At 46.2% G+C, this 25,095-nt stretch carries 20 protein-coding genes and 1 pseudogene; 9 read left to right on the top strand and 12 right to left on the bottom strand.

What is annotated here, in order from left to right; translation table 11 throughout:
• Positions 1-1,068 carry an alkene reductase gene (locus CEQ32_RS22170; protein ID WP_037428790.1) on the bottom strand — a complete coding sequence of 356 codons (1,068 nt, stop codon included), beginning with the start codon at positions 1,066-1,068 and terminating at the stop codon, positions 1-3.
• A gap of 129 nt (positions 1,069-1,197) precedes the next feature.
• Here CEQ32_RS22170 and CEQ32_RS22165 point away from each other — a divergent pair, with 129 nt between their 5' ends.
• On the top strand, positions 1,198-1,779 hold the full coding sequence (locus CEQ32_RS22165) for a TetR/AcrR family transcriptional regulator (protein ID WP_069453306.1): 582 nt from the start codon (positions 1,198-1,200) through the stop codon (positions 1,777-1,779).
• 100 nt (positions 1,780-1,879) lie between these two features.
• On the opposite strand, the gene CEQ32_RS22160 is transcribed toward CEQ32_RS22165, so the two are convergent.
• Both CEQ32_RS22160 and CEQ32_RS22155 read right to left on the bottom strand, forming a co-directional pair.
• Positions 1,880-2,104, bottom strand: coding sequence for a TIGR02922 family protein (locus tag CEQ32_RS22160; protein WP_037420886.1), 225 nt, complete (start codon positions 2,102-2,104; stop codon positions 1,880-1,882).
• A gap of 323 nt (positions 2,105-2,427) precedes the next feature.
• Positions 2,428-3,996, bottom strand: a complete 1,569-nt coding sequence (locus CEQ32_RS22155) for a methyl-accepting chemotaxis protein (protein ID WP_088586890.1) — start codon at positions 3,994-3,996, stop codon at positions 2,428-2,430.
• Positions 3,997-4,379: 383 nt separating this feature from the next.
• On the opposite strand from CEQ32_RS22155, the gene CEQ32_RS22150 reads away from it, so the two are divergent.
• From CEQ32_RS22150 to CEQ32_RS22140, 3 genes are all read left to right on the top strand, one after another.
• Positions 4,380-5,102: a YebC/PmpR family DNA-binding transcriptional regulator gene (locus tag CEQ32_RS22150; protein ID WP_037420892.1), complete on the top strand. Its 723-nt coding sequence runs from the start codon at positions 4,380-4,382 to the stop codon at positions 5,100-5,102.
• A 608-nt stretch (positions 5,103-5,710) separates the two neighbouring features.
• Positions 5,711-6,853 (top strand): sensor histidine kinase, encoded by a 1,143-nt coding sequence (locus tag CEQ32_RS22145; RefSeq protein WP_088586889.1) that lies wholly within the window; start codon positions 5,711-5,713, stop codon positions 6,851-6,853.
• Between the two features lie 44 nt (positions 6,854-6,897).
• Complete coding sequence (locus CEQ32_RS22140; RefSeq protein WP_088586888.1) at positions 6,898-7,593, top strand: response regulator transcription factor; 696 nt, start codon at positions 6,898-6,900, stop codon at positions 7,591-7,593.
• Between the two features lie 66 nt (positions 7,594-7,659).
• Here the strand turns inward: CEQ32_RS22140 and CEQ32_RS22135 are convergent, their stop codons facing one another.
• The 4 genes and pseudogenes from CEQ32_RS22135 to CEQ32_RS22120 form a co-directional block, all read right to left on the bottom strand.
• Complete coding sequence (locus tag CEQ32_RS22135) at positions 7,660-7,998, bottom strand: HPF/RaiA family ribosome-associated protein (protein ID WP_088586887.1); 339 nt, start codon at positions 7,996-7,998, stop codon at positions 7,660-7,662.
• Positions 7,979-9,592 (bottom strand): IS1634-like element ISShes12 family transposase, encoded by a 1,614-nt coding sequence (locus CEQ32_RS22130; RefSeq protein ID WP_088586043.1) that lies wholly within the window; start codon positions 9,590-9,592, stop codon positions 7,979-7,981. The genes CEQ32_RS22135 and CEQ32_RS22130 overlap by 20 nt, the downstream gene beginning before the upstream one ends.
• Before the next feature lie 79 nt (positions 9,593-9,671).
• Positions 9,672-9,743, bottom strand: a pseudogene (locus CEQ32_RS22125) (ribosomal subunit interface protein); the annotation flags it as partial.
• Positions 9,744-9,971: 228 nt separating this feature from the next.
• A complete protein-coding gene (locus CEQ32_RS22120; RefSeq protein ID WP_088586886.1) occupies positions 9,972-11,540 on the bottom strand; it encodes a methyl-accepting chemotaxis protein in 1,569 nt (522 codons plus the stop codon).
• 381 nt (positions 11,541-11,921) lie between these two features.
• Between CEQ32_RS22120 and CEQ32_RS22115 the strand changes: the two genes are divergently transcribed.
• The 4 genes from CEQ32_RS22115 (at position 11,922) to CEQ32_RS22100 (ending at position 14,855) form a co-directional block, all read left to right on the top strand.
• Positions 11,922-12,290, top strand: a complete 369-nt coding sequence (locus CEQ32_RS22115) for a DUF3649 domain-containing protein (RefSeq protein WP_037420902.1) — start codon at positions 11,922-11,924, stop codon at positions 12,288-12,290.
• Position 12,291: 1 nt separating this feature from the next.
• Positions 12,292-13,971, top strand: a complete 1,680-nt coding sequence (locus CEQ32_RS22110; RefSeq protein ID WP_088586885.1) for a PepSY-associated TM helix domain-containing protein — start codon at positions 12,292-12,294, stop codon at positions 13,969-13,971.
• Positions 13,968-14,318, top strand: a complete 351-nt coding sequence (locus CEQ32_RS22105) for a DUF3325 domain-containing protein (RefSeq protein WP_023266561.1) — start codon at positions 13,968-13,970, stop codon at positions 14,316-14,318. Before CEQ32_RS22110 ends, CEQ32_RS22105 begins: the two co-directional genes overlap by 4 nt.
• A gap of 99 nt (positions 14,319-14,417) precedes the next feature.
• Positions 14,418-14,855 (top strand): OsmC family protein, encoded by a 438-nt coding sequence (locus tag CEQ32_RS22100; protein WP_055647797.1) that lies wholly within the window; start codon positions 14,418-14,420, stop codon positions 14,853-14,855.
• A gap of 205 nt (positions 14,856-15,060) precedes the next feature.
• Here CEQ32_RS22100 and CEQ32_RS22095 read toward each other — a convergent pair whose 3' ends face one another.
• Both CEQ32_RS22095 and CEQ32_RS22090 read right to left on the bottom strand, forming a co-directional pair.
• The gene (locus tag CEQ32_RS22095; RefSeq protein ID WP_088586884.1) at positions 15,061-18,345 is read right to left on the bottom strand and encodes a S41 family peptidase; all 3,285 of its coding nucleotides are present in this window, start codon (positions 18,343-18,345) and stop codon (positions 15,061-15,063) included.
• 195 nt (positions 18,346-18,540) lie between these two features.
• Positions 18,541-19,425 carry a substrate-binding periplasmic protein gene (locus CEQ32_RS22090; RefSeq protein ID WP_088586883.1) on the bottom strand — a complete coding sequence of 295 codons (885 nt, stop codon included), beginning with the start codon at positions 19,423-19,425 and terminating at the stop codon, positions 18,541-18,543.
• A 451-nt stretch (positions 19,426-19,876) separates the two neighbouring features.
• Here CEQ32_RS22090 and CEQ32_RS23000 point away from each other — a divergent pair, with 451 nt between their 5' ends.
• Complete coding sequence (locus CEQ32_RS23000) at positions 19,877-20,035, top strand: hypothetical protein (protein WP_192959137.1); 159 nt, start codon at positions 19,877-19,879, stop codon at positions 20,033-20,035.
• Positions 20,036-20,055: 20 nt separating this feature from the next.
• Here CEQ32_RS23000 and thrC read toward each other — a convergent pair whose 3' ends face one another.
• The 3 genes from thrC to thrA all read right to left on the bottom strand — a co-directional run bounded on the left by thrC (position 20,056) and on the right by thrA (position 24,808).
• Positions 20,056-21,339 (bottom strand): threonine synthase, encoded by a 1,284-nt coding sequence (gene thrC / locus CEQ32_RS22085; RefSeq protein ID WP_069453313.1) that lies wholly within the window; start codon positions 21,337-21,339, stop codon positions 20,056-20,058.
• 65 nt (positions 21,340-21,404) lie between these two features.
• A complete protein-coding gene (gene thrB, locus CEQ32_RS22080) occupies positions 21,405-22,343 on the bottom strand; it encodes a homoserine kinase (protein WP_069453314.1) in 939 nt (312 codons plus the stop codon).
• Positions 22,340-24,808 carry a bifunctional aspartate kinase/homoserine dehydrogenase I gene (thrA, locus tag CEQ32_RS22075; protein WP_069453315.1) on the bottom strand — a complete coding sequence of 823 codons (2,469 nt, stop codon included), beginning with the start codon at positions 24,806-24,808 and terminating at the stop codon, positions 22,340-22,342. The genes thrB and thrA overlap by 4 nt, the downstream gene beginning before the upstream one ends.
• Positions 24,809-25,095 lie beyond the last annotated feature (287 nt).

The following is a 25,095-nucleotide window of genomic DNA, read 5'->3' as shown; positions in this document are numbered from 1 at the left end:
TTAAATCAAGGTTGCTAACATCTCATCACTATAAGCCACCAGCTCCTCGCCTTTACGCACTTTAGCAACATAATCGGGGTTAGCGATAAAGGGGCGACCAATTGCAATTAAGTCAAATTTATTCTCAGCAATGGCCTTGCTCGCCGTCTGTGCACTATAACTGCCCACACCCACTAGCGTTTTGCCATAGTGTGCACGAACATAACTTGATGCAGAGCCGCCTAAGTAATCAAACTCCATACTGTCATCGAAAATACCGATATGCACAAAGGCCAGATCGCGTTTTTCTAACTCAGGAAGTAAATAATCAAAAACCGCACGGTCACGGCTATCGCTTGCCATATTGAAATAGGCGCCAGGGGAAATACGTAAACCCGTTCTGTCTTTACCAATACGCGCGGCAATTGCATCGACCACTTCTAAGGCAAACCGTGACATATTGGCTGGTGTGCCACCATATTCATCGGTACGACGATTACTATCATGGTGTAAGAATTCATCAATCAAGTAACCATTAGCACCGTGGATCTCAACGCCATCAAAGCCGGCTTCAATCGCATTCTCAGCCGCTTTTGCATAATCACGCACCAGCCCCTGAATATCTTCAACCGTTGCAGCTTTTGGCGTTACATAGGTCAATTCACGCATTCTTGGCACACTGCCTTCAATTTTCTGGGCAGAAGGAGCCAGCACATCACCACCACCGAAGAAATGTGGATGAGCAACACGGCCTGTATGCCATAATTGCACAAAAATCTTACCGCCATTGGCATGCACAGCATCAGTCACTTTGCGCCAACCTGCAATTTGCCCTTGGGTAAAAATACCGGGAGTGTTTGGGTAGCCTTGGGCATCAGGGCGAATAATCGTGGCCTCAGAGATAATCAATCCGGCTTCAGCACGGCGTGCATAGTAAGCCACCATATCATCGGTAGGAACCAAGTCGGCATCAGCCATACAGCGCGTTAATGGCGCCATCAAGATACGGTTTTTTAAGGTTATCGTGTCATTAAGCTTATAGGTGTCGAATAGATTACCTACAGAGTTCACTGCATTTTCAATCGTCATTGGTTAAACCCCATTCTTGAATGTACGTTCAAGATATTACTATTTGAATGATCATTCAAGAACATTTTTGAATGTTTGTTCAAAATTAGTTAGAATCTCCGGCAAGTATCGGTAAGAGGTAAGAATGCAATGCGAAACGCAGAGTTTGATAGGGCGCAAGTACTCAGGGGGGCAATGGCGGCCTTTATGCGTAAGGGATATACCAAGACCAGCATGCAAGATCTCACCCAAGCCACCGGATTACACCCTGGGTCCATTTACTGTGCTTTTAGTAATAAACGTGGATTACTCATTGCCGCTATCGAGCAATATCAACAGGATAGAAACGAGCAATTCAAGCTTATCTTCTCCAATAACCAGCCAGTGCTTAAAAATTTAAAAACTTACTTAGATAATGTCGTCGTCGAATGTATCAGCTGCGATAGCCAGCAAGCCTGTTTACTGACCAAGGCGTTAAATGAAATCGCCGAGCAAGACGATGAGATTCAACATATTATCAGTCAGAATCTCCACCTATGGCAAAACGCACTCACCGCACAATTTGAACTGGCAACATCTCAGGGGATATTGCAGGGAGAACTCAATAGCGAGCAAAGAGCGCAATACCTAATGATGGGCATTTATGGCTTACGAACCTTCGCTCACACCCATCCGCAGGCAGAGATATTGCAACAATTAGCCAATAAACTGTTTGATGACGTTTGCAGATAACAGCCGAACCTGACGCTTATTTAACCGAACGCATAAAGCAAAAGGACGATAAATCAACTTATCGTCCTTTCAATATGATGTTTTGCCAGTATATTTTTTCTTAACCTATATTTGCCTGTGCAAAAACACGCTCACCGAGTGAGTTCAAAATCTTACACTCACCTTCTAATACGGCAATAATGGATTTTCCTTTGCGAAAACTTGCAGGAATCATCACACGACCTGACTCGCTAACAGGTAAACCTTGTAACACCGAATTGTGCATAATTAACCCAACGGGCGCATCATAATACAAAACTGTAACAGTCGCTTGTGTTGCTTGCATAACTTTTAACTCACATTAAGCAGAATCTACTGCTATCGATCAAAGTGGCAAGAGTCTCCATTCATCTCTTATGAAAACAAAACTCAAAACTTGTTTTACCATTTAAAATCAACAAATTAAAAACTCAAAGCGATATAACTTTGTACAAAAGATAAAGACATCATCGCGCCATGAATATCACATCATTTAAGCACTTCGGCAAATAGATGCCAATCTATTTCTATTTTGTTAATCAAATCCGCGCAATCGATCACACTTAAGCAACAAGGACAGATGAATATTTATCTACAAAATAAAAGCGTTAATTCTATATTAAACTACAGTTACTTCGCTTTAAACCCCACTCGAAAACCGCCCCAGTGTTTACCATTAACATAAATGGGTACTGACAAGTCATGCATAATCTCCCCGGTATCTCGCTTATAGGTTTGCAGTAAAACAGGATCCGTATGTGTCCCACAACGGCTGCCCGTAGGGTCATTAAATAAGCGTTTAGTGCGATTGTGCACCATATCAACCTCAACTTTGCCCGTTAATGCTTGGCTAAAGCGTTTATTATGGGTTGGGAAATAACCTTTTTTATCAACGGCTCCAGCATAAATGATCTCACTATGCTTAGCTAAAATCGGTTCTTGAATCGCGGGAAAATGTTGATCGGTGAAACGGTCAAATGCTGTGGTATATTTCTGCGGCTGTGTATTGGCAATTGGCTGATATTTGGGACTAAACAACTCTGCTTCCGTAAAACTACCATTAGCTAATCCTTGCGCAAGTTTCTCTCCGCAAGCTTTTGCCGCTTCATTAGCGACTAATAGCACTTGTTGATCAAAGGTTTGAGTATCCCAATGAGACAATGCTTTAAATATACCCTCTGTCGTTAATGACAGGGTAAACGCCTGCTCAGAAACCGTCATGCTTTGTCTTCCTGTCGCAGTCAGCGAGTCACGGATCTGCGCTACCGAGTTGCTAATCTCATTGGTGGTATGATTGTATTGCTTAAGGGATTCTTCCATATCTCCAAGCGCATGCGCAGAACGAGTTACAGAGGTTGAGATATCAGTAAAGTGACCATCCAACTCCCCCATCGCACCGACAACATCAGCAGTTTGCAAAACCACTCGTTCCATTAACGCTGAACTTTTGTCTGTTTCAGCACGAATTTCGAGCAGCATCTTACCGATATCTTGGGTCGCTCCAGCCGTTTTTCCGGCAAGGCTTCGAACCTCATCAGCTACCACAGCAAAGCCTCGCCCTTGCTCTCCAGCTCTTGCCGCTTCAATAGCAGCATTTAATGCCAGTAAGTTTGTTTGTTCCGCAACCGAATTAATGACCTCGGTGATTTTTTGAATTTGTTCAGCTTTTGACTTTAAGGCCTGCACTTGCTGAGCGGCAGTGTTGATATCAGCATTTAATGATTCTATAGCAGATACGCCCTTTTGTGCTTGAGTTCTGCCTTGCACACTCAAGCGCTCAGCCTCTTGGGTTTGGACTAAAATGCTGCTGGCATTATCACCAAGCAAAGCAGTTGTATTACTCAATTGCGCCGCAGCCACCGCGATAGCACTCGCATGTTCACCATTGGACTCAATCGATTTATTCAATAAATCAATAAAATGTGAGACCTCAGCTGCACCAATTGCAATCTTACTGGTTTGGACGCTGATATCATGTTCAGGAGAGCTTAACCGATTGAGCCTAAGAGCATTTTCATCAGGATTTGGCGCCTTGATACTCAAAAAACGCTTAACAATCCATAATACCCACACACAAACTATCCCGCCTAAAACCAAGGCATGTGTAAAACCGGATAAGGAGATGGCATTAAGTAAAAGGCTGCCAAACACAACTAAGACTAAACTCAGTGCAATGACGATTTTATGTTGTAATTCCATATTTGTATCTCACCAAGAAAACGCACATGCAAAGTGAGAGAAGTGAGTATTCACTTGCTATCCATTGCTATTTGATTGGCCGCAGTAAGCAGAATAGACAAATTCAAACACTGCGTAGTGAGTCTATCCTTCTGACTAAATTGAACTATTCATCCTAAAACCTATAGTCTATCTTCAGCGCTCTAACGCGCTTATGGCATTAGACATTAGTATAGATTTCGCCGAATTACCCAATAAATCCTTCCTAAAATCCTCTGGCCATTTTTAGCTGACAAAATGTGGTGCTTATCGCTTTATTGACAAGAATTCCAACTCGAGTGACTGCACATACGGCAAGAAAACTGCTACTATCGGCGCAATTTTTTTGAGCTAACGAGATCAAGATGGGCAGAGCATATCAAAACCGTAAAGAATCCATGGCGAAAACAGCTGGCCAGAAAACCCGCCTTTACTCACGCTACGGTAAAGAAATTTACGTAGTCGCCAAACAAGGTGGTGTCGAGCCGGACGGCAACTTATCACTCCGTCGTTTAATCGAACGCGCGAAGAAAGATCAAGTACCAGCACACGTTATTGAACGTGCTATTGATAAAGCCAAAGGTGGTGGCGGTGAAGATTATGATACTGCCCGTTATGAAGGTTTCGGCCCAGGTAACTGCATGGTCATCGTCGACTGCTTAACCGATAACGTAAAACGTACTTTTACTGAAGTACGTCAAGCCTTCGTAAAAAACGATGCCAAACTTGGTACACCCGGTACAGTAGGCCATATGTTTGACCAATCTGCCGTGTTCGTTTTCCCCGGTGAAGATGAAGATGCCATCCTCGAAATTCTAATGATGGCCGATGTCGATGTGAATGACGTTGAAGTGGAAGATGGCATGATCAGTGTTATCGCACCACACACCGAGTTTTTCAAAGTTAAAACGGCACTGACAGATGCAATGCCTAACATCAACTTTGAAGTCGAGAACATCACTTTTGTGCCTCAAACTATGACCCCAGTGTCCGGTGAAGATGTGGCAGTATTCGATAAATTTATCGCCGCTTTAGAAGATTGTGACGACGTGCAAAACGTTTATCACAATGCAGAAATTCAAGATTAATTAAAATCTTACTTAACAAAAACGCAGCCAATGAGCTGCGTTTTTATTTGCGATCATGCATGAAATTCAATCGCTGCACACTTGGCCAAACGCGCGAGATCTCGTAGCGCGCTTCATGGAGGGACTCATCATCGCGATGGGCCATAATCATTATGGAAAATAGTTGCCACTGCCGAAAGCAGCGCCATATCCATACAATACCCCCGACCACTAACACCTGCGAGTAACAAAGCGTTACCGCATCCGGCAATTGGTATCGCAATGCCAAGGTTGCATTCCTACTATCACTAACTCATTACCTCATAGGCTAACGACACCGCCACTCCCGCTTAATAAAAACAACGTAGCTTGGTTTTATCAAAAACGCTGATCACATTGAGCCACTTCACTAAGCAATTGATTTAAAATAAATATATAACATCACCATATAGCTGGCGTTATTAGGCGTGGTTAATAATCCACATATCAGATAAAACTTCACAAACTGAATTAAATAAATAATTCAAATAACTTAGCGGATTAAGACTTTGCCTGCGTGATAGACATAGTCTCTTATGGAATACTTGCCTTAGAATGGATGATAAATTGTGATTGAAGGAAGCAAATAGGTGCAAGGAAATCGATTAACCAAAGCAGAAACGATGCTAATTGGTGCGGGTAGCCTCACTTGGGCACTTGTCGCTTGGCTGGGATTTAATCAAGATATTCAAGCCAAGCTACCCACGCTCAACAAAAGTTGCCATATAGCACTTTATGCATTGTTTATATTATTGTTTTTATTGCTGACAATCTTCGAACATCCTCGTAAAAGTCTCAAGATAAATAGGCTTTTAACCATAGTACTTGTTTGCTGTACCCTCAGCTTAATGCTGTTAAGTGAGCATTCTTTGTTACCCATCTTGCTCGTAATATGGGCGTCACTGTTACCCGAGTTCTTTAGCCGCAATGCCGCGATAGGACAAATCCTGTTAGCCAATCTTAGCTATTACTTCATTCTGCACTTACACACCTCAAACAGTATTATTTTTAATGTCCTTATTTATATGGGATTCCAGCTATTTGCATACAGCAGTAGTCAAGCGAGATTGTCCGAGCGCGAGTCTCGCCGGATACAGGAACATCTTAATCAACAACTTATCGCTACGAGAGCCTTGCTGAGTCAAACCAGCGAGCAGCAAGAAAGGTTGAGGATCTCACGGGATTTGCACGATATTCTCGGCCACCAACTCACTGCGTTATCATTGCAACTTGAGCTATTAAGTCATCAAGCACCTACGGAGCTCAAATCCACAGTCAATCAGAGTAAATCACTTGCCAAGGAATTATTAGAGAGTATCCGCGCCGTGGTTCGTGCGCAGCGGGTTAATATTGGCCTCGACTTAAAGCCTCCGCTTGATGCAATAGCAAGCCGTTTACCTAATGTTAGCTTGCGGTATAAATCATTAGTGCCGCTACAGTCGACTGAACTGGCTCAAGCCTTATTACTGGTATTGCAGGAAGGGATCAGTAATGGGGTGCGCCATGGCAAGGCCAATCAGTTCACGCTGTCGATGCAACTGCAACAAACCGAACTTATCATTCAACTTAACGATAATGGTCAAGGTATCAACCAAACCGCTTCAACAGGTATCGGGCTCAATAGCATGCAGGAAAGGTTATCAGCCTTTAATGGTAAGGTGTGTTTGCAGCCCAATGAAGATGCTAAAGGTTGTAGCCTTATTATCCGGCTGCCACAAAATACAACAATGTAAAAGACATCCCAACAAAACGGGTTACAAGGAATAAGTCGCTACTTATGGAAAAATTTCAATCGGCAATCACAACTGATAACACATCCGCACCTCATACTATCAAGGTGGGATTAGTGGAAGACCAACAGTTAGTTCGTCAGGGGATCGCGAGCCTAATTGCCATTTCTCAGCATATCAAGGTGACTTGGCAGGCTGAGAATGGTCAAGAAGCACTTAGGCTGCTGGAAACTGAAGCCGTAGATTTGCTATTAAGTGATATTCGCATGCCAGTGCTCGATGGTATTAGTTTGCTAAAACAGCTTCGCGCCGTACAAAATCCCTTACCAGTAATAATGTTAACCACCTTTGATGACAGCGAATTGTTTTTAAATAGCTTACATGCCGGCGCAAATGGCTTCTTATTGAAGGATGTGTCTCTGGATAAGTTACTGCATGCCATTGAAACGGTTGCCAAAGGTGAGTATCTGATAGAACCTTCAGTACTTGAACAGATGCAGCACCTATCTCCTACATCTCTATCTCCTGCGCCTCTCAACATTGCAGATCAAACGTTGTTATCAGCTCGCGAGCAAGAGATTTTACGCTATATGGCGGGAGGGTTTTCCAATAAAGAAATCGCCGATGCAGTATTTTTGGCCGAAGGAACCGTGAAAAACCACGTTTCAACCATTTTGGCTAAGCTCAATTGCCGAGACCGTACTCAAGCAGTACTAAGAGGCTTACAAATCGGCTTAATTTAGGACGGATCACACCAACGAAAAAGGGCCTTAAAGGCCCTTTTCAATGTAATTACTGCCGCAAAAAAACTAGCGTAAATCCATCTCTTGGATAATTTCATGGGCAATAGGTGGCGTTGTGCAGGTCGGCTTTTCATGTAAATCGGCCTTTAACTGACCTTTACGGTGTTTTAGTGCAGCATCCAATTTTTTAGCTGCTGCAGCAATCGCGGGGTACATGATTTCATCCGTACCAGAGGCGGAGATGCGACTGCCTTCGTAATTAGTTCGAATTTCAACCTGAAACTCGCCATGCTCCTTAGCAATAATGATATCAAGCCCAATGAGAGTGGGGAAATGAGTGGCGATTTTCGAAAACTTTTCGTTAACCCGACTTTCCGCACCTGATTTAGGAATAAATTTGCCGATACCGTTCGCCTAACACGTCGAGAATGATCTGCTGGTCCACTGTGAGTCCTGTGACTTGAGGTGGCGCCTCTCCCAACTGGTACTCGTGCACCCCGCCAAAGCGTAAAAAAATCCACCGCGCAGTCGGTTTTTGCGTGGGTTTCTTTTTCATGTCCGCCACACTCCGGTTCTGCTCTACTAAGCCCTGCCGGATCCGGTGCTCCAGCGCCGCATAAATCATCAGGCTACAGGTCATCACCATCAGCAACGCTTCGATACGTTCCGGTTTTTTAAGATATAACGAGGAGGTTAAAAATTCGGGACTTTTCAGAAACCTAAAACCACGCTCGACATTCTGCTGGGCTTTATAGGTAGCCAACAGCTCAGCCATGGTGAGCGTTTCACTGTGATCATTGGTCGCGAGGATGAACACCCCTGTCTGGTTGCGCGCCTCAGCCACCCGCGCCAAGCTACTTGCGGCTAACCCCTTGATGTGAAATTGGTAGCTCACCGGCATTTCACCCTTTTGCGGCCTTCCGCGCCCTGCATAGATAGGTTCACTCACGACTTCTGCTTCTAGTTGCAGCAGATTTAAGCTGACAGCAAAACGGGCTAATTCAGCCTGCGCATCGGTCTCGCAGGCAAAACGCTGGGCACATAATTTGTTGAAGGCTTTCAGTTCACGCGTGCTGTCTTTCAGTAGGTTTTTGGCTAATGTTTGCTGCTCACGGTGGCTGGCCTGTTCGCTGCGCACCAGCAACCAACGCTGCGCGACGTCGGCATAATTGGCGCTTTGCCAACAGCCATGATAGCCATTGCCCAGCGCAACCAGCGACTGGGTGCCAATGGTTGCCACGGCTCGCTTGGCTTCATTGAGGGTGACAGGCACACGAGTCACGAACAACTGTTGCTGTTGTGCCAGTAGTTGCAAGGTGTCGGCGCAATACAGCGCCGCATCGCCGACCAGATAACGACTCTCCTGCGCGGCCTTGAGACTGCTCAAGTGGCGCCGTACCGTCTGGGCAAAGGCCTTGGTATCATTACTATTACCACTCAAGGCTTGCATGTAGATGGGCAGGCCGGCCTGATTTTCACAGATAAGCTCCAGGATAACCTGGTTTAGCTCTGGCCGATGGTCGCGGCTATAGCCCCGTACCAATTGCAACTTACCGAGCTGCTCGCCATCGGCTTGGTCATAGGCGCCATCGACGTGGAAGCTGGTGATATCGAGGTGTACTGCAGTACTTTTGAGCCCCAATCGTTCGACGACCTGCTCCGCCATCACCTGATAAAGCGTGCTGACATCGGCCTCAAAGAGGGCATCAAGGCAGCGGCCGAGCACATCATCATTGAGGTCATCGGCACAGATCCCCGGGCCAATCAGGCGTTCTACAGGCTTGTTGGCAAAGAATTGCGGGAACATGTGCAAGGTCGAACTATGAAAGCCAAGACCGTTCAGTATCATCGCCACCAACGCTTCACCATGTGAGACTTTGTAGGGCGGCGTTTTGGGTAGCACCGCATCAATCATGCGAGCAATGCCGAGTTCTTGGCAAAGTGCAGCGACCAAACCAAGGTGGTCGAGGTTACGGATAGAGATAGCGGGAGCGGCCATGATGAATTACCTGCAAAAGAGAGTAATAGATCAGAATGACCGATCGCCGTCAAGTTTTTTAAATCGAAAATTAGGTGCGGAATGACGGGTTAACGTGTTCTTTGACAGAATCAGTAACATCGACATGGTGACCAGAAAGATTAATTTTCATAGGTTGTCCCTTTTAGTGTCTTTACTTTTTTTTCGCTTCACTATTAGAGCTTGGGGCATGGCAAATAAAACACAAGCCCCCTAGACAAATATTTCGAATGAAACAGGTATTAGCAGCAGCTAAATGTGAGACTCATCAAAGAAATGGCACAATACGGGAACGTTAAAATAAATTAACTGGTTGATTTATAACCGACAAAAAATAAACCAACCAGTTGAATGCCAAGTGCTAATACTTACGCTGCACGCTTTGTTGCCAGAATTGCTGCGATAGGTGATGAGTTTTTGTCGATAAGCGCGAAACCTGCTCGCCCCTTGCCGCCGCATCTTGAGTCTGCTCTAAACTCTGCTGTGCCAAATCGCTGATCACATGGATAGCACGACTAATTTCCGCCGCTACAGATGTCTGTTGAGTCATTGCTGCGGCATTGTCATCACTTAAAGAGTTGATCCGAGCGATAGAGGATAACAACTCACCAAAAGCCACACTGGCATCCTGTGCTAAAGAGACTGAGCGCTTAACCTGCTCCTGTCCGGCCGTCATCGTCGATGTCGCTTTTTGCGTGCTGTCTTTAAAGCGACTCACAATTTGCTCAATTTGTGAAGTTGACTGACTGGTTCGGCTAGACAATTGCCGCACCTCATCGGCAACGACAGCAAATCCCCGGCCAGTCTCCCCAGCCCGTGCCGCTTCAATTGCCGCATTAAGCGCCAGTAGATTAGTTTGGTCGGCAATAGAGCGAATAACTTCTAACACTTGATAAATCGCTTGGCTATCCTGCTCTATGGTTTGGACGACATCTGAAAAATGGCTCACCTGTACACTCAGTTGATGGATAGCTTCGATAACAGTTTCAAGCCGTGAATGGCCGCGCTGTGCAGCCTCATGGCTGGAGACCATTTCAGATGCAGTGCGATGGATATTATCTGTTACCTCAGCAAAACTGGCACTCATTTGTTCCATAGCCGTTGCCGCCTGAGTGGTTTGCACGCTCTGACTATCGGCATGCTCCCAGGTATTAGTGATGGTTTGTTTGAGATTGACGCTCTGCTCTTGTATTTCACTTGCAGAATCCGCCATCCGGCCAACAACCCCACCGATTTCAGTAATTAAAAACCGCAGAGCCAGATCAATTTTCCCGATTTCATCCTGTCTACCGGTATAAATCCCCATCGCGACGGGATCATCAATAATATGAGTAGCAACGCTAACTAATGCTTGTAATGGTTGCATAAGCTTGTACCACAATACCCAAGCAACTAAAGCCCCCACAAGTGCGGCTAATAAAGGGGAGTAACATGCCAAAAACGCCGTCGCCGCAATAGCTAAAAACATGGAGGATAGAATTTTCCCCCGAAATCCTAATCTATCTTTTTTTAATGCTTTAGGTTGTTTACCTTGATTAATGCCTTGATAAACATCTTCAGCTGCTCTGATTTGCTCAGGTGTCGCCTGGCGACGTACTGATTGATATTCATGAATTTTGCCATCTTCATATACAGGTGCAACATAGGCATTGACCCAATAGTAACCGCCAGTTTTGGTCTTGTTTTTGACTATGCCCATCCAAGGTTTGCCGCTTTTAATTCTATCCCAAAGCATTTTAAACGCAGCGGCAGGCATATCCTCGTGACGAACGATATTGTGAGGACTCCCTTGCAACTCAGTAACGCTATATTCACTTATCTGCGAAAAGGTTTGATTAACGTACTTAATATTTCCTTTCAAATCGGCCGTAGAGAGTAGGATTGCGTTTTCAGATAGGTGTTTTTCACCTTTTTTTGAATGTGTTTGCATAGGGATATCAAAATGACTCCAAGTGAAAGTTGCAGGGGATTTTGCCAAAATGACAGAACACCTACTTTGATTAAGTTCACACTGAAAGCAGAAAATTTAACCAAATGCTAAACAAGTAAGATCAATCTCATCAATAAAACCAAACATTTGTGACATATTGCACAGGGTTACGCATAACGCGAGCTAGCACTCAAAATGCGTTAAGGATATTTTGTGCACCGCCCCAATAAATACAAATGATATTGTTTATCATTTAAATCAACTGCGTTATAATCATCAAAACAATAGCCTGATAGCTCATTAGAATGCCCGCTGTATTCAGCTATGGCTGAATTGGCATTTGGATTAACCGTTTAATATTGACTGAAATAAGTAGCACTTATGTCACATATCCCAACATCAAATTCCCCCCTCTCAGCGATAGCTGTACGTCCTGTATCGGGTTATTTTCAAGCCGCCATTCGGTGGCTAAAACAAGAGCAAACTCAATTTGGTTTGCAGGTATTTGTTCGCGCGAGTGCTGCGTTATTGGCTGGCTATATTGCAGCGGCAACGCTGGCCTGTTTACTGACTCAAATACTGCCAATGTCTCGATTTGAGAGCACATTAACGGCCAATATGCTGGCATTCTTGTTTTATGCCATCGCCATTATTTATGCCTTTTGCGTGCGTAAAACCTGGCATGCGTGGCGGGATCTGATGTTATTTAGCCTCCTATGTTTTACTCTGCTTAAGGTGTGTGGACAGTAAGATGAAAGAAACCTTTTTTAGAACCTTATCTTGGCTACACACTTGGGCGGGTTTACTCGTTTGCTGGGTATTATTGCTGATCTTTTTTGCAGGCAGCCTGAGTTATTTTCGCCATGAAATCAGCCTATGGGCTGAGCCAGAACTTCACCGCGGTACATTTCAAGACTATCAAGCAAATCAATTGATAAGCCAGCTTGATAAGGGCCAACACTATATCGAGAGTCATTCGCCAGCGGAAACACAACGCTGGTTAATAAACTTTCCGACCCAGCGCAGTCCTATGCTTAGCTTTGCTTGGCAACTGCCGCCTGAAAAAGGGCAACGTCGTGGCAAAATCGAGCAACATACGGCACTTGCTGATGGGAGTGGCGTCATCACTGACGTCCGCGATAGTCGTGGGGGTGACTTCTTCTATCGTTTACATTTCGACCTGCACTATATGCCCGCCATTACAGCGCGCTACATTGTGGGCGTCTGCACTATGTTTATGCTGATTGCCCTTATCAGCGGTATCGTTATCCATAAGCGTATCTTTAAGGATTTATTTAGTTTTCGTCAAAACAAGGGCGCACGCTCTTGGCTCGATGCCCATAATGTCAGTTCTGTTATTGCGCTGCCTTATCATCTGATGATCACCTATACCGGCCTTATTACCTTGATGCTGATCTATATCCCATGGACGGTAAGCACAGCTTATCCTGAGGATAATCAAGCCTTTTTAAAAGAACTCAATCCGGCAAGACAAACGGAGAAGGCCTCAGGCATTTATGCCGAGCAAGTACGTTTAAGCCAACTGTTACCCCAAGTTCAGGCTGAATGGGGCAATGCGCCAATCAAGCAGGTGATTGTTTCCTATCCTCAAGATAAAAATAGCCAAGTGACCTTCTATCAAAATACTGGCAAAGATGTCACCGATGAATCAACACTCCTCGTGTTTAACGGCGTGACAGGTGAACTCAAATACGCCAGTCCACACGAAGTGTCAGGAACGGTGGCTACCTACGACACTATGATGTCACTGCACACCGCGCGTTTTGCTGCGCCGTTGCTGCGTATTTTGTTCTTCTTCTGCGGCTTACTCGGCTGCGCCATGGTAGCGACTGGCACCTTAATGTGGGCAATTCGTTTGCGCCAGAAACAGCAAAAGGCAATCGATAAAGGCGAGAAACCGAGCAGTGGCCTGCGCTTAGTTGAGGGATTAAACTTCATGTTTATCTTAGGCTTGCCCTTGGGTGCGGCTGCATTTTTCTATGCCAATCGCATATTACCCGCCGATTTTGCAACGCGTTCTGCTTGGGAAGTACATAGCTTCTTTATTGCTTTAGGTGCTATGGGCGTGTGGGCATTTTTCGGGCGCAGCAGACGCGATTGGCAAATAGCTCTGGTGCTGATTGGCACACTCTATTGTGCGCTGCCCATACTCAATGCACTCACATCGCCAAGCCACTTTATTGATAATATCCAGTCTCAACAGTGGGCTTTGGTTGGTTTTGATGTGTTAGCGGTTTTAATCGGTGTAGTAATGCTATTTGCCAGCACCAAGCTCTCTGTGGTGGCAAAAACACTGCAAAAAACGAATCGAAAAAATACTATTTCAGATAAAAAACCTATGCGAAAACCCGTTGAGACCACTTACGCAACCGAACTTACCTCATCGCCCTTGGAGGAAGCAAAGTCATGATGCCAGAATTTATCCCTATGCTCGGCATTCTCGGGCTTAGTTATCTCTCCCTTGCGCTGTTTGCGTTAGCTAAGTTTGGCCACTTTAAAGATGTGTTTAAACGCCCACCGTCACAATGGCAGAGCCGCCTGTTAACCCTGTTTGCTTGGCTGTTATTAATCATTAGCTTAAGCACCTGCGCCCACGGGCAAGGCTGGGCCTATGGCAGTATTCTGTTTATGGGGATCATCTCACTAGCCGCCATGTTAGTGATTTTGACCCTAAGCTACAGCCCACGCCACCTTCCCATAGGGATAGTCACTGGCAGTGTATTGACTGGCAGCTTACTGTTAAGTGGTGGGATCTAAACCGTTTCACAGATGGCGCACTAAACTGTGCGCCCCATGCTGGAGAAGTATTTTTAGCTAAGCTATAGTGCCCTGATGTCCTGCAATAAGGAGAAAAACATGGGCTTTAACTTAACAGTGAATTGGCAAACCTCGCCAGCAGAAGAAGGCGAATTTTGCCGTGATCACAGTATTACCTTTGGCAGCGGTCAAACGATTCAGGCATCCTCAGCCCCTGAATACAAGGGCAATGCACATTTTGTCAATCCAGAGGAAAGCCTACTCGCGGCGCTGTCTTCCTGCCATATGCTGACCTTCCTCGCTATTGCGCACCTCAAACGCCTCCCCGTCGTGTCCTATGTCGATGAAGCATCTGCGGAACTAGGGAAAAATGAAGCTGGTAAACTTGCCGTCACTAAAATGATCTTAAATCCTAAGGTCGTTTTTGCTGAAGGTGTGGAAGTCACTCAGGAAACACTTGAGAAAATTCACGAAAAAGCCCATGCAAACTGCTTTATCGCTAATAGCTTAGCAACGGATATTCAAATAAAGTTTTGATGGTTATAGGCAAGTTCATGCAGATAGACTTGCCATAGACCAATTACCTTGCCGCAAAAATAACGATGAACCGTTAACCAGCACCAAATCTATAGGCAAAAAAATGGGCGTGGTCTTGGGAACTACAAGACCACGCCCTAACATTGAACAGACTCAGCTTAGCTGAATTAGCTTAAATTTCGGTTAAAAATTTACGTTAAGCCAACTACTTAGCCTTTATATCTTCCGCCATACCTTTCGCTGGCATAGGTTGCGCCTTCAATGCTGGAATAGGCTGCTTAATCAATTCATCCTTAAGATAGCTAATGGCGGTTTCGAGCTGTGCATCGTGGCCGTTAAAGGTCGCAAAGGGTAAGTTATCCACCTCGATATCCGGTGTTACACCATGACCTTCGAGTACCCAGCGACCATCCATCGCATACTGCGGATATTCGGCGACCCGCGCCATCCCTTTATCTGTGAGTGAGTTACGACCCGATAACCACACGCCAGCGCCTGCGGTTTGTTTACCTATCAGCGGAGCAATTCCCAGCGTCTTGATCCCCGCCGAGAAGGTTTCACCATCTGAGTAAGTCAGCTCGTCGGTTAACACCACTAAATGCCCACGGAAAGTTTGCTGCATATTGGTATTAGGCGTGCCATGGGTTGGCTGCCAAAATGCCCAAGCGCGGCGTAACAGTTTTTCGATAATCCAACTATCAATATTGCCACCACGGTTACGGCGAACGTCGATAATCAGACCGTCTTTATCATAATTGGTGTAAAACTCACGGGCGAAGCTCTCAATATCGCCGCCGCCCATGGCATATAAGTGCAGATAACCCATCTTGCCCTGGCTCGCCTTGGTCACGACCTCCGCATTATGGTTGACCCAATCTAAATAACGTAATTGGCCATCGATCAGAGTGCTCACAGGCATAACTACGGTTTTATGGCTTTGGCTACCACGTTTAAGCTCCAGTAACACTTGCTTATCCTGTTGATTACGCAATAAGCGGGTCACATCAGCCACATTCCCCACCGGCGTGCCATTGATGGCGAGTAGCACATCGCCTTCTTTCGCATCGACTTCGATACGGCTCAAAGGTGATGCTTGGCTCGGCAGTTCGGGATCATTTCGATAAATGTGGGCAATTTTCACCCCGTCGCTAGTTTGCTGTAATCGAGCGCCTAAACTCGCGCCCTTCGCCGCGTCAGGGTCCTTCGGCAAATCACCACCACGCACCTGCGAGTGCAACGAATCTAACTCGCCCATCATCTGCATAAAGATATCGTTTAGCTCATTACGATCCGTTAAACGTGCGAGTAATGGTTGGTACTTAGCCTTGGTTGCCTGCCAATCGAGACCGCGCATTTTTTTATCGAAGAAGGAATCTCTATGCATTAACCACGCATCTTCAAACATTTGTTGCCATTCTAAGCTTGGCGAAATCGCTAATTGCCATTGGTCAGTCTGTACCTTGGCATTGTCGGTATCGCCGAGTTTATCGCCCACATCAACAATCATCAGCGACTTTTCATCACTTTGTTTACGCAGCAACAACTTTTGACCATCAGCAGAGACACTGTAGTTAGCCACATCTTCAGCAAACACTTCGACTTTAGGGCGCTGCTCAGTGAACTTAACTGTCATGAGGTTAGGTTGGCTTTCGTCACCAATCGCTTGGTCGAGTACATACAAACGACCATCAATGGCGGATAGCTGGCTGTAATTACCCGAATCAACAGGTACTTGCCATAAACGCTCGCTAATTCCCGCCCAATCAATTTTTACAGGCGTCGGTTTATCTTTTGAGTCAGCTTTTTCTGCCGCCTTTGCCACTAATTCCGTTGGTTTACTGAAGGGGAACTTGGCATTCTTCACTAAGGCAATCGCAAAAATCTGGCTGCGTTTATCAAACACTGGCCCCATATTGCGGTCGCCCCAAGGTGAACTTGGTGTTGAGGTAAACTGGCGATTGGAGAGGAAATATAACCACTGGCCATCACTACTAAAAGTCGGTGAATAGGACTCATACTTGTCACTGGTGAGTGCTTGGGCCTTATTCTCATCCACCGAATAGAGTACGATTTGTGGTCTTTGCTTGCCGATTTCAGCTTTGGTTAGCGCAATAAAACGACTATCAGCCGACCAGCGAATATCAGCGTATGGACCGAGTCCCTCACCGTTGCTGATGATTTTTTGGTTTGTATTTTTCTTTAAATCCAATAGCCACACATTACCGTCGTTATCGTCATGGGCAAGATAACGACCATCGCTTGACTGACTCAGCGACATTCTAAAAGTATGACCATCTTTAGTAAGCGGTTTAGCACCACTGCTGCCGTCGGCAGGAAATTGCCAAATTTCCTGTTGGCCGTTCATATCGCTGATGGCGTAAACCGACTTGCCGTCCTGACTCAGAATGGCATTGCGTACACGATAAGTGCCAGGAAGCGCGACTTGCACTAACCGCGAGCCATCAGTCCCAGCAATCGCCACATGACTGCGGGCGGTAATCACCACTTTATCGCCAGCAAGGGCAAGATTAGCGGAGGTAGCATAATCCATAGGATCTTTTACCCAATGTTCGCGACGTTGGGCAAAATCGGAGGTTAATTCAATATCTAATAATGAGTCTTTAGCGGAGGCGATATCAAAAACATGAATATCTGCGCCCTGCTGGAACACCACTTTGCCTTGATCCATGCGGGCAGCGCGCATTTGCCAATCTTTATACTGAGTCAACTGTTTAGCATCACTGCCATCAAGCGCCATTGACCAGAGATTGTCGTTACCATCGCTATCGCTAATAAAATAGAGTCTGTCTTGCCATAGCATAGGTTGGCGGACCGAGCCTTGGTGCTGCTTGCTAAGTAATTGTGCCTCGTCTTTACCACCCAGTTTAAAGCGCCATAATTCGCCCTTAGCGCCGCCGCGATATACCTTTGCATTATCGCCCGTCACCTGCAGGCCGAAACGGGTAAAATAGACATACTGATTATTGGCATCGATCACCCCTTCCACCGCATCGGCTAAGGGCAGATCGGTTGTGGTTAAGCTCTCGGGATTGACAAGACGCAGCATCCAATTATTCGCGGGGCCAAAGCCAGTGTCGGTGGAATAAAGCACCTCTCCTTTACTGGTCCACCCTTGCACGCGCACTCGGCTGTTTTCGAAACTCACGCGTTTGGCCACACCACCAGCCACTGGTATCACATAAACCTCACTCGCGCCCTCATAATTGGCCACATAAGCCACCCATTTACCATCGGCAGAGATGGCTGCGCCGAGCTCTTCAGCAGGCAAGGTAGTTAAGCGCGTCGCCGCCTTTTGGCCTAGGGTTTGCGTCCACAGGTCCCCTTCAGCGGTAAACACTAAGGTCTGGTCATGCAACGCTGGCGCGCGGTAATAACCTTGATTGCTAGTCGATTGTGCTGCAAATACCTGCGCTGCAGACAAAGTGCCAAGGGCGAGCATGCAGCAGGCAACGGAGTGACGAAGTTTCATGTGTAATCTCTATCCTATTGTTATTGTTAGCAATGGACTTTCTAGTGGGCAAAATTCACCAATAATGACCCAAAGTCTAACCCAGTAACCCAACAAGCTAGCAGAAATTGATAGAGAGAGCAGTAACTTAAAATAAGAGATGTTTTAGCAAATGTGTCATAGACTTATCATTTTGCATACTCATTAGAATAGCGCTTATCTTGCTATATCAAACGTTAATAACCCAGCATACAAGCGATAAAATAGGCCATATTGATTGCTGATTTTCGATTGCTGTGCCAGCGAAATTTGCTGCCATTTATAGACAATTCGCGCAATTTCACCATTGATTGTTAACGCCTTAATTGCACGATTAAATTGCGCTAACAGTAGGGGAGACATACTCTGCTTACTTAGCATTAAGTGTATTGGATTATGGTCCAATATCGGTTTAAGTGCTGATAACCTGACCCCTTGGTGTTGACTTGCAATATAGGGCATCGCTATAGCATCCCCAATCATCAGATCCGCTCTGTCATAAGTGAGCATTTGCACTGATTTGTCGACATCAGGACTCAGTATCAATAAGTTTTCCAGTGCTAAACGTTCTCGTGTGTTCTCATAATCCGCACCATACCAACCACTGATTGGCACTAAGAGCCGCAACTTTTGAGTAAAAATATCCTGCCATTGTTCTAACTTAACATTGTCTTTGTTTTCATCTAATACGAATAAGCGCACTTCTTCATCACGGTAGGGATCTGAAAAAAATGAATATTCTTCACGCTCGACGGTTTTTGTAGCACCCATCATTATATCTAGTGAGCCACTTTTCAGCATTTGATGTGAACGCTTCGCAGGGACATTGATAAAGTTAATCTCACATCCCAAAAACTCAGCAAACGCACGCAGTAATTCAACATCCAGTCCTTGAGCCTCCCCCTGCATATCTTGCCAGGCATAGGGAGGCCAATCGTTATAACCGACTTTAATGGGATTCGAACAAGCAGGAGAATTCGCCTCGGATGGAACACTCCAAGCGGGGAAAATAAAAATACATAACAGCAAGATATGGCTAAACTGAAAAATGCACTTTGGCATTATCGTTGCCTCGTCGCGAGTTATTCTTCGATGATTTTACGGCTTAATACTCAGTTTTTACGGCTTAATGCTCTGTAAGTTACTACGGCTTATTTATGATTCGATCTAAGCTTAGTCGGCATCCCAACTTGATGCCATCAAGTTGCTCTGTACAGTCCATTGGTCGAACTAGCGTGAACAATAATAAAAACATCTATACAAAAGGAGCCAAACGACTCCCTTTGTATTTCATCAAGTTACTGTTTATCGTCGTTTACAAGATTAGGGCGTGTTGACGTTTCAGGGTTATTTTTGCAGCAATTTGGCTAATGTTTATGCAAGGCAAAGTCCGTGCTGTGTAGCATTCTACATAAACGGACGATAACGCAGCAGAAACTTCAGCCAAGTGCTGCCCAAAGGGTTCGTCTGGCAAGCACTTGCTCTTTGTCACTTGTCACTTGTCATTTGTCATTTGAGTAGAATAACTACACTTCATTCCTCGCTTCGCGAGCATGAGCATGAGCTTGAGCTTGAGCTTGAGCTTGAGCTTGAGCTTGAGCTTGAGCTTGAGCTTGAGCTTGAGCTTGAGCTTGAGCTTGAGCTTGAGCTTGCCAGAACGAACAAAATTTAATCTCGAAACGTCAACACGCCCTAGTTTAATACCGCAAATAAATGGTTTTTTAGCTGGGCAAAATCAGCTGGTAATTCAGCCGATAATATTGTTTTGTGCTCTACCACTTTTAATTCAGGCGGAAGGGGTAAGTTAAGGGCAAGCTCCCTGTCGACCACATCCTTAAACTTAGCGGGATGAGCCGTACCTAAAAATATCCCCACTTCATTAGGCACTAAGTTAAGGGTTAACGCTTTAGCCGCAATCGCTGCATGTGGCTCAGATACATAACCTTTAGCATAAAGATCTGCCAACGCCTCCGAGGTTTGCACCTCTGACAGGCGAATCCCCACTAAGTCCGCCAACGGCCAACCGAGTTTCTCGCAAATAGCTTCAACGCGCGGCCAGTTGCTTGGCTCACTCACATCCATCGCATTGGACATAGTGGCTTGAGTAGGATTAGGCTGCCAATCGCCACTCTCTAAATAGCGTGGCACAGTGTCATTCGCATTAGTGGCGGCAATAAAACGTTTAACGGGTAACCCCATGGCTTTAGCAAACAAACCCGCGGTGAGATTACCAAAATTACCACTGGGCACGGCAATCACAGGATCGGCCTTATGACGCTGTTTTGACTGAGCAACCGCTTCGAAGTAATAACAAATCTGTGCCAGTAAGCGACTGATGTTGATAGAGTTAGCCGAGTTTAAATGCAAACCATCTCGCACATCGCTATCTTCAAATGCCTGTTTGACTAAGTGCTGGCAAGCATCGAAATCTGACTCAACCGCGACTGTGTGGATATTCTTGCCTAAAGTAGTGAACATTTTTTCCTGTAGCTCACTGATTTTGCCCTTAGGATAAAGCACCACAACATTGACTTTATCTAGACCGTAAAAGGCATCGGCCACTGCCGCCCCTGTATCCCCTGATGTCGCCGTTAAAATGGTTAAGCGCGAGTCTTGAGCAAAAACATTGATGCATTGCGCCATAAAGCGCGCCCCAAAATCCTTAAATGCTAAGGTCGGCCCATGGAAAAGCTCGAGGCACGAGCGCTGCTCATCAACCGCCACCAAGGGTAAATCAAAGTTAAAGGCACGCTCAACCAGTTGATCTACCATCTCTTGACCCAGTTCAGAGGCGAGCCAAGCACCGAGTACTTTTTTACTGCGCTCGACAAAAGGCATCGCTAAAAGCGCCTCTATATTGTGCAACACCGGGATTTGAGTTGGGAAAAACAACCCTCTGTCTTTACCAAGTCCTAATTGCACCGCTTCCTTAAAGCTCACTGTCTGCGAAGGGTGTTTTAAATTATATAGTTTCATGCTCACTCGACCTTATCTGCCAAACCTTTAAGGCTTGGGCTTAATGCTTTTAAAAGTAAGAAAAATTAATCGACTCGGCGCGTGCCTTGCTCATCGAGGCGGCACACATGGGCAAAGCCCCCCGCTTCGGTCAGATAATGAGCCTCTAACCACGCCTTAGCGGCGTTAGCGATCGCGAGATCGTCAGTCACAGAAAACAGGGTTGGCCCACTGCCCGAGATGCCAGTAGTTAACATGCCTAATTCGGCGAGCGCTGCTCTGGCATTGTCATAACCCGGAATCGCCGCCGCGCGGTAAGGTTCAGCCAATACATCCTTTAATACTTGAATCGCAAGCTTGGCGTTTTGCTGATAAGAGGCGTGCACAAAAGCACTCAAATAACGCCCAAAATCGATGGCCACAGACTTATCGTATTGTTCTGGCATGAGTTTACGCATCATGGCCGTTGAGAGTGACATCCCTGGATACGCCACCACCCAATACCATTGTTTAAAACTGGGGATAGCCTCGCAGATAGCGCCGGGCACATTGAGCATCAGCTGCATGCCGCCCAAATAACAGGGCGCGACGTTGTCGTAATGGACGCTTCCGCTGATCTTGCCCTCAAACTCGCCCATGAGTTCGAGTAGCGCTTGTTTATCGTAGGGGCGCTCAAAATGCTCGTTCAGCGCATAAAGCGCTGCAACCACAGAACTGGCGCTCGAGCCTAAGCCACTGCCGACGGGCAAGTTTTTTTCTAGGGTTAATGCCACGCCTTGGTTTTCTTTCCCAAGAGCTTTTAAGAAAAACACCGCGCATTGATGGACGATATTCTCCTCGGGATTGCTGGGTAACTTATGCGCCCAAGCTCCCACTTGAGTAAGGCTCACCCCCGCATCTGCCGCAGCAATTGTGACTCTATCGCCGAGTAAACTGCCATCGATGGGGGCAAGTGCCGCGCCCAATAAATCAAAGCCCACACCCACATTACCCATAGAGGCGGGAGCGTAAACGGTCAAACTCATACACTCACCTCACGAGTCCAATTTAAGGTTCTTAATACATCGGCAAAGGCACCTGCCGCAGTCACTTCTGTGCCCGCACCATAACCACGTAGCACAAAGGGAATCGGCTGATAATAACGGCTGTAGAATGCCAAGGCATTTTCACCGCCTTTTACGCTATAAAGTGGATCGGTAGCATCGACTTCGGTGATACGCACATAGCACGCGCCTTCTTCAATCTGCCCCACATAACGCAGCACTTTACCCTGCGCTTTCGCCTCAGCCACTCGCGCCGCAATCGCCGCATCAGCCTCGGGTAAACGCGCCATAAAACTTTCCACATCGCCTGAATCATCAAAACCTACGGGTAAGACTGAGTCGACAACAATATCATTTAGTTCAAGTTTCAAACCCACTTCACGGGCCAAAATCAGTACCTTACGCGCCACATCCATGCCACTTAAATCATCGCGAGGATCAGGTTCAGTAAAGCATTTTTCCCGCGCCAGTTTAGTCGCCTCAGAAAGTGACATCCCCTCATCAAGTTTACCGAAGATAAAGGATAAGGAGCCTGACAAAATGCCATTAAACTTGTGCAATTTATCACCGGCGAATAACAGTTTTTTCAAGTTATCGATAACGGGTAATCCTGCGCCCACGTTGGTCTCATACAGAAACTGCCGACGTTGCTTTAATGCTGTTTGACGCAAAGCTTGGTAATAGGCGTAATCGCGAGTGTTAGCCTTTTTATTCGGCGTCACCACGTGCATGCCCGCGTTCATCACCTCTAAATACTGGTTCGATACTTGATCGCTTGAAGTACAATCCACCAGCACAGGGTTTAATAACTGTTGCTCTTTCACCCACGCCAATAGCGCAGGTATATCGCTTGGCTGCTGGCTATCGGCAAGCAGGTTTTGCCAATTGTTTAAATCAATACCCGCACTATCGAGTAACATTTTGCTTGAATTGACAATACCGCAGACACGGATGCTAATGTGCTGCTCTTTTAGCACGCTCGCCTGATGTTTGATTTGCTCCAGTAAGCCTGCGCCAACGTTACCACACCCCACTAAAAACACATCTAAATACTGCTGCACATCGAAAAAGCCCTGATGACAGGCGGCAACCGCATGTTTGGTCTTTCGCTGTTCGATCACTGTTGAAATAGAACGTTCAGAAGAGCCTTGGGCAATCGCGATAATATTCACACTCGCCTGGGCTAACGCTTGGAAGAACCGCGCCGCCACACCTTTATGGGTACGCATTCCATCACCGATCAAGGAGACGATTGCCAAGTCATGGCGCATTTCGATTGGCTCGAGTAAGTCACTTTTGATTTCTAACTCAAACTCTTGCTCAAGCGCCGATTTCACCTTGGCGGACTCGCTGGTCGCCACACAAAAACTGATGCTGTATTCGCAAGAGCTCTGGGTGATGAGTGACACAGAAACACCGCTACGGGAAATCGCTGCCAGTGTGCGGCTCGCCATGCCGACCATGCCTTTCATGCCAGGGCCTGATACATCAAACATGGTTTGATTATCCAGATTAGAAATGGCTTTAACCTGCAAGCCGCTCTGATCGGCCTGATTCGATACCAGAGTGCCGGGCGCATCGGGATTAAAGCTGTTTTTGATATAACAGGGGATGTGGAACTGGGCGATAGGCGCAATAGTTTTAGGATGCAGCACCTTAGCCCCAAAGTAAGACAGCTCCATCGCCTCCTGATAACTTAACTGCGATAGCAACTTAGCATCGACGACCACCCGAGGATCGGTATTATATACGCCGTCAACGTCGGTCCAAATCTCGCAGCTTGAAGCATCTAAACAAGCGGCCAGCACGGCAGCAGAGTAATCAGAACCGTTACGGCCTAAGGTCACAACCTTGCCGTCTTCATCGGCGGCGGTAAAGCCGGGCATCACCCAAACCCGCTTCTCATCGAGGGCAAGATTTTTAAATCGCGGTTTGCTGACGGCAATATCGACCACGGATTCTAGCGGACGACCACGGCCTAAAAATAGTTCACGTGGGTCTAGCTGCGCCGAAGTAATGCCTTTTGCCAGCATGACTTGCTCCATCAACGCAGCAGACAAACGCTCACCCGCAACCACGATCTCGGCGCGCACCCCGTCAGGGCATTCCTGCAACAGCGTAATACCGCGTAATCTGTCCTGCCAACGTGCTAGCTGCGCGCTTAGTCCGGCGAACAGCACTTCGCTCTGGCTACTAGAGAGTCCAGAACTAACCGCATCCTGATAGAGCGAGGTAAACACCCGCTCAACGTGTTGAATGACTGGTGAATAATCTTCCCCTTTCACCGCCACATCGACCATTTCTAGCAGAGCGTTTGTCACTGTTGCAGGCGCAGAGAGCACTGTCGCGACCGGCTCAGCTTTCGCTGCCTTGGCAACAATATCCGCCGCCATTGAAAATCGCTGCCAATTTGCAAGCGAGGTACCACCAAATTTCATCACTTTCATCTTGATCTCCTGTACCGCGCCCGACTAAGAAACATAAGCTAAAAACAAAAAAGCCCGCTTCTTTGTGGGAAGCGGGCTCGTCGTTAAAATTCTTTAGGGTGTATCAGCCCGCCCCCACTCTGGTTGTAGTGGTGGTTGTAATAATGGTAATTACTACGAAACCAAGGCTATGCATACGTTTAGACTTATCTATGTCAATGTGATGTTAAACAGAATTGCCTTTTTCACCTAACCTTGTCAACCCCCAAACTGGATTATTTATGCACAAATCTTTCACTTGAGTAAAT

It is taken from the genome of Shewanella sp. FDAARGOS_354 (assembly GCF_002209245.2).
In the GTDB taxonomy this organism is placed as follows: Bacteria; Pseudomonadota; Gammaproteobacteria; order Enterobacterales; family Shewanellaceae; genus Shewanella; species Shewanella xiamenensis.
The sequence above is the reverse complement of the archived record's forward strand: the minus strand, read 5'-3'. Positions and strand labels throughout refer to the sequence as shown.

Coding starts and splice junctions, on each gene's coding strand:
- CEQ32_RS22170 (WP_037428790.1), bottom strand. CDS start 1,068: ATGACGATTGAAAATGCAGTGAACTCTGTAGGTAATCTATTCGACACC.
- CEQ32_RS22165 (WP_069453306.1), top strand. CDS start 1,198: ATGCGAAACGCAGAGTTTGATAGGGCGCAAGTACTCAGGGGGGCAATG.
- CEQ32_RS22160 (WP_037420886.1), bottom strand. CDS start 2,104: ATGCAAGCAACACAAGCGACTGTTACAGTTTTGTATTATGATGCGCCC.
- CEQ32_RS22155 (WP_088586890.1), bottom strand. CDS start 3,996: ATGGAATTACAACATAAAATCGTCATTGCACTGAGTTTAGTCTTAGTT.
- CEQ32_RS22150 (WP_037420892.1), top strand. CDS start 4,380: ATGGGCAGAGCATATCAAAACCGTAAAGAATCCATGGCGAAAACAGCT.
- CEQ32_RS22140 (WP_088586888.1), top strand. CDS start 6,898: ATGGAAAAATTTCAATCGGCAATCACAACTGATAACACATCCGCACCT.
- CEQ32_RS22130 (WP_088586043.1), bottom strand. CDS start 9,592: ATGGCCGCTCCCGCTATCTCTATCCGTAACCTCGACCACCTTGGTTTG.
- CEQ32_RS22120 (WP_088586886.1), bottom strand. CDS start 11,540: ATGCAAACACATTCAAAAAAAGGTGAAAAACACCTATCTGAAAACGCA.
- CEQ32_RS22115 (WP_037420902.1), top strand. CDS start 11,922: ATGTCACATATCCCAACATCAAATTCCCCCCTCTCAGCGATAGCTGTA.
- CEQ32_RS22110 (WP_088586885.1), top strand. CDS start 12,292: ATGAAAGAAACCTTTTTTAGAACCTTATCTTGGCTACACACTTGGGCG.
- CEQ32_RS22105 (WP_023266561.1), top strand. CDS start 13,968: ATGATGCCAGAATTTATCCCTATGCTCGGCATTCTCGGGCTTAGTTAT.
- CEQ32_RS22100 (WP_055647797.1), top strand. CDS start 14,418: ATGGGCTTTAACTTAACAGTGAATTGGCAAACCTCGCCAGCAGAAGAA.
- CEQ32_RS22095 (WP_088586884.1), bottom strand. CDS start 18,345: ATGAAACTTCGTCACTCCGTTGCCTGCTGCATGCTCGCCCTTGGCACT.
- CEQ32_RS22090 (WP_088586883.1), bottom strand. CDS start 19,425: ATGCCAAAGTGCATTTTTCAGTTTAGCCATATCTTGCTGTTATGTATT.
- thrC (WP_069453313.1), bottom strand. CDS start 21,339: ATGAAACTATATAATTTAAAACACCCTTCGCAGACAGTGAGCTTTAAG.
- thrB (WP_069453314.1), bottom strand. CDS start 22,343: ATGAGTTTGACCGTTTACGCTCCCGCCTCTATGGGTAATGTGGGTGTG.
- thrA (WP_069453315.1), bottom strand. CDS start 24,808: ATGAAAGTGATGAAATTTGGTGGTACCTCGCTTGCAAATTGGCAGCGA.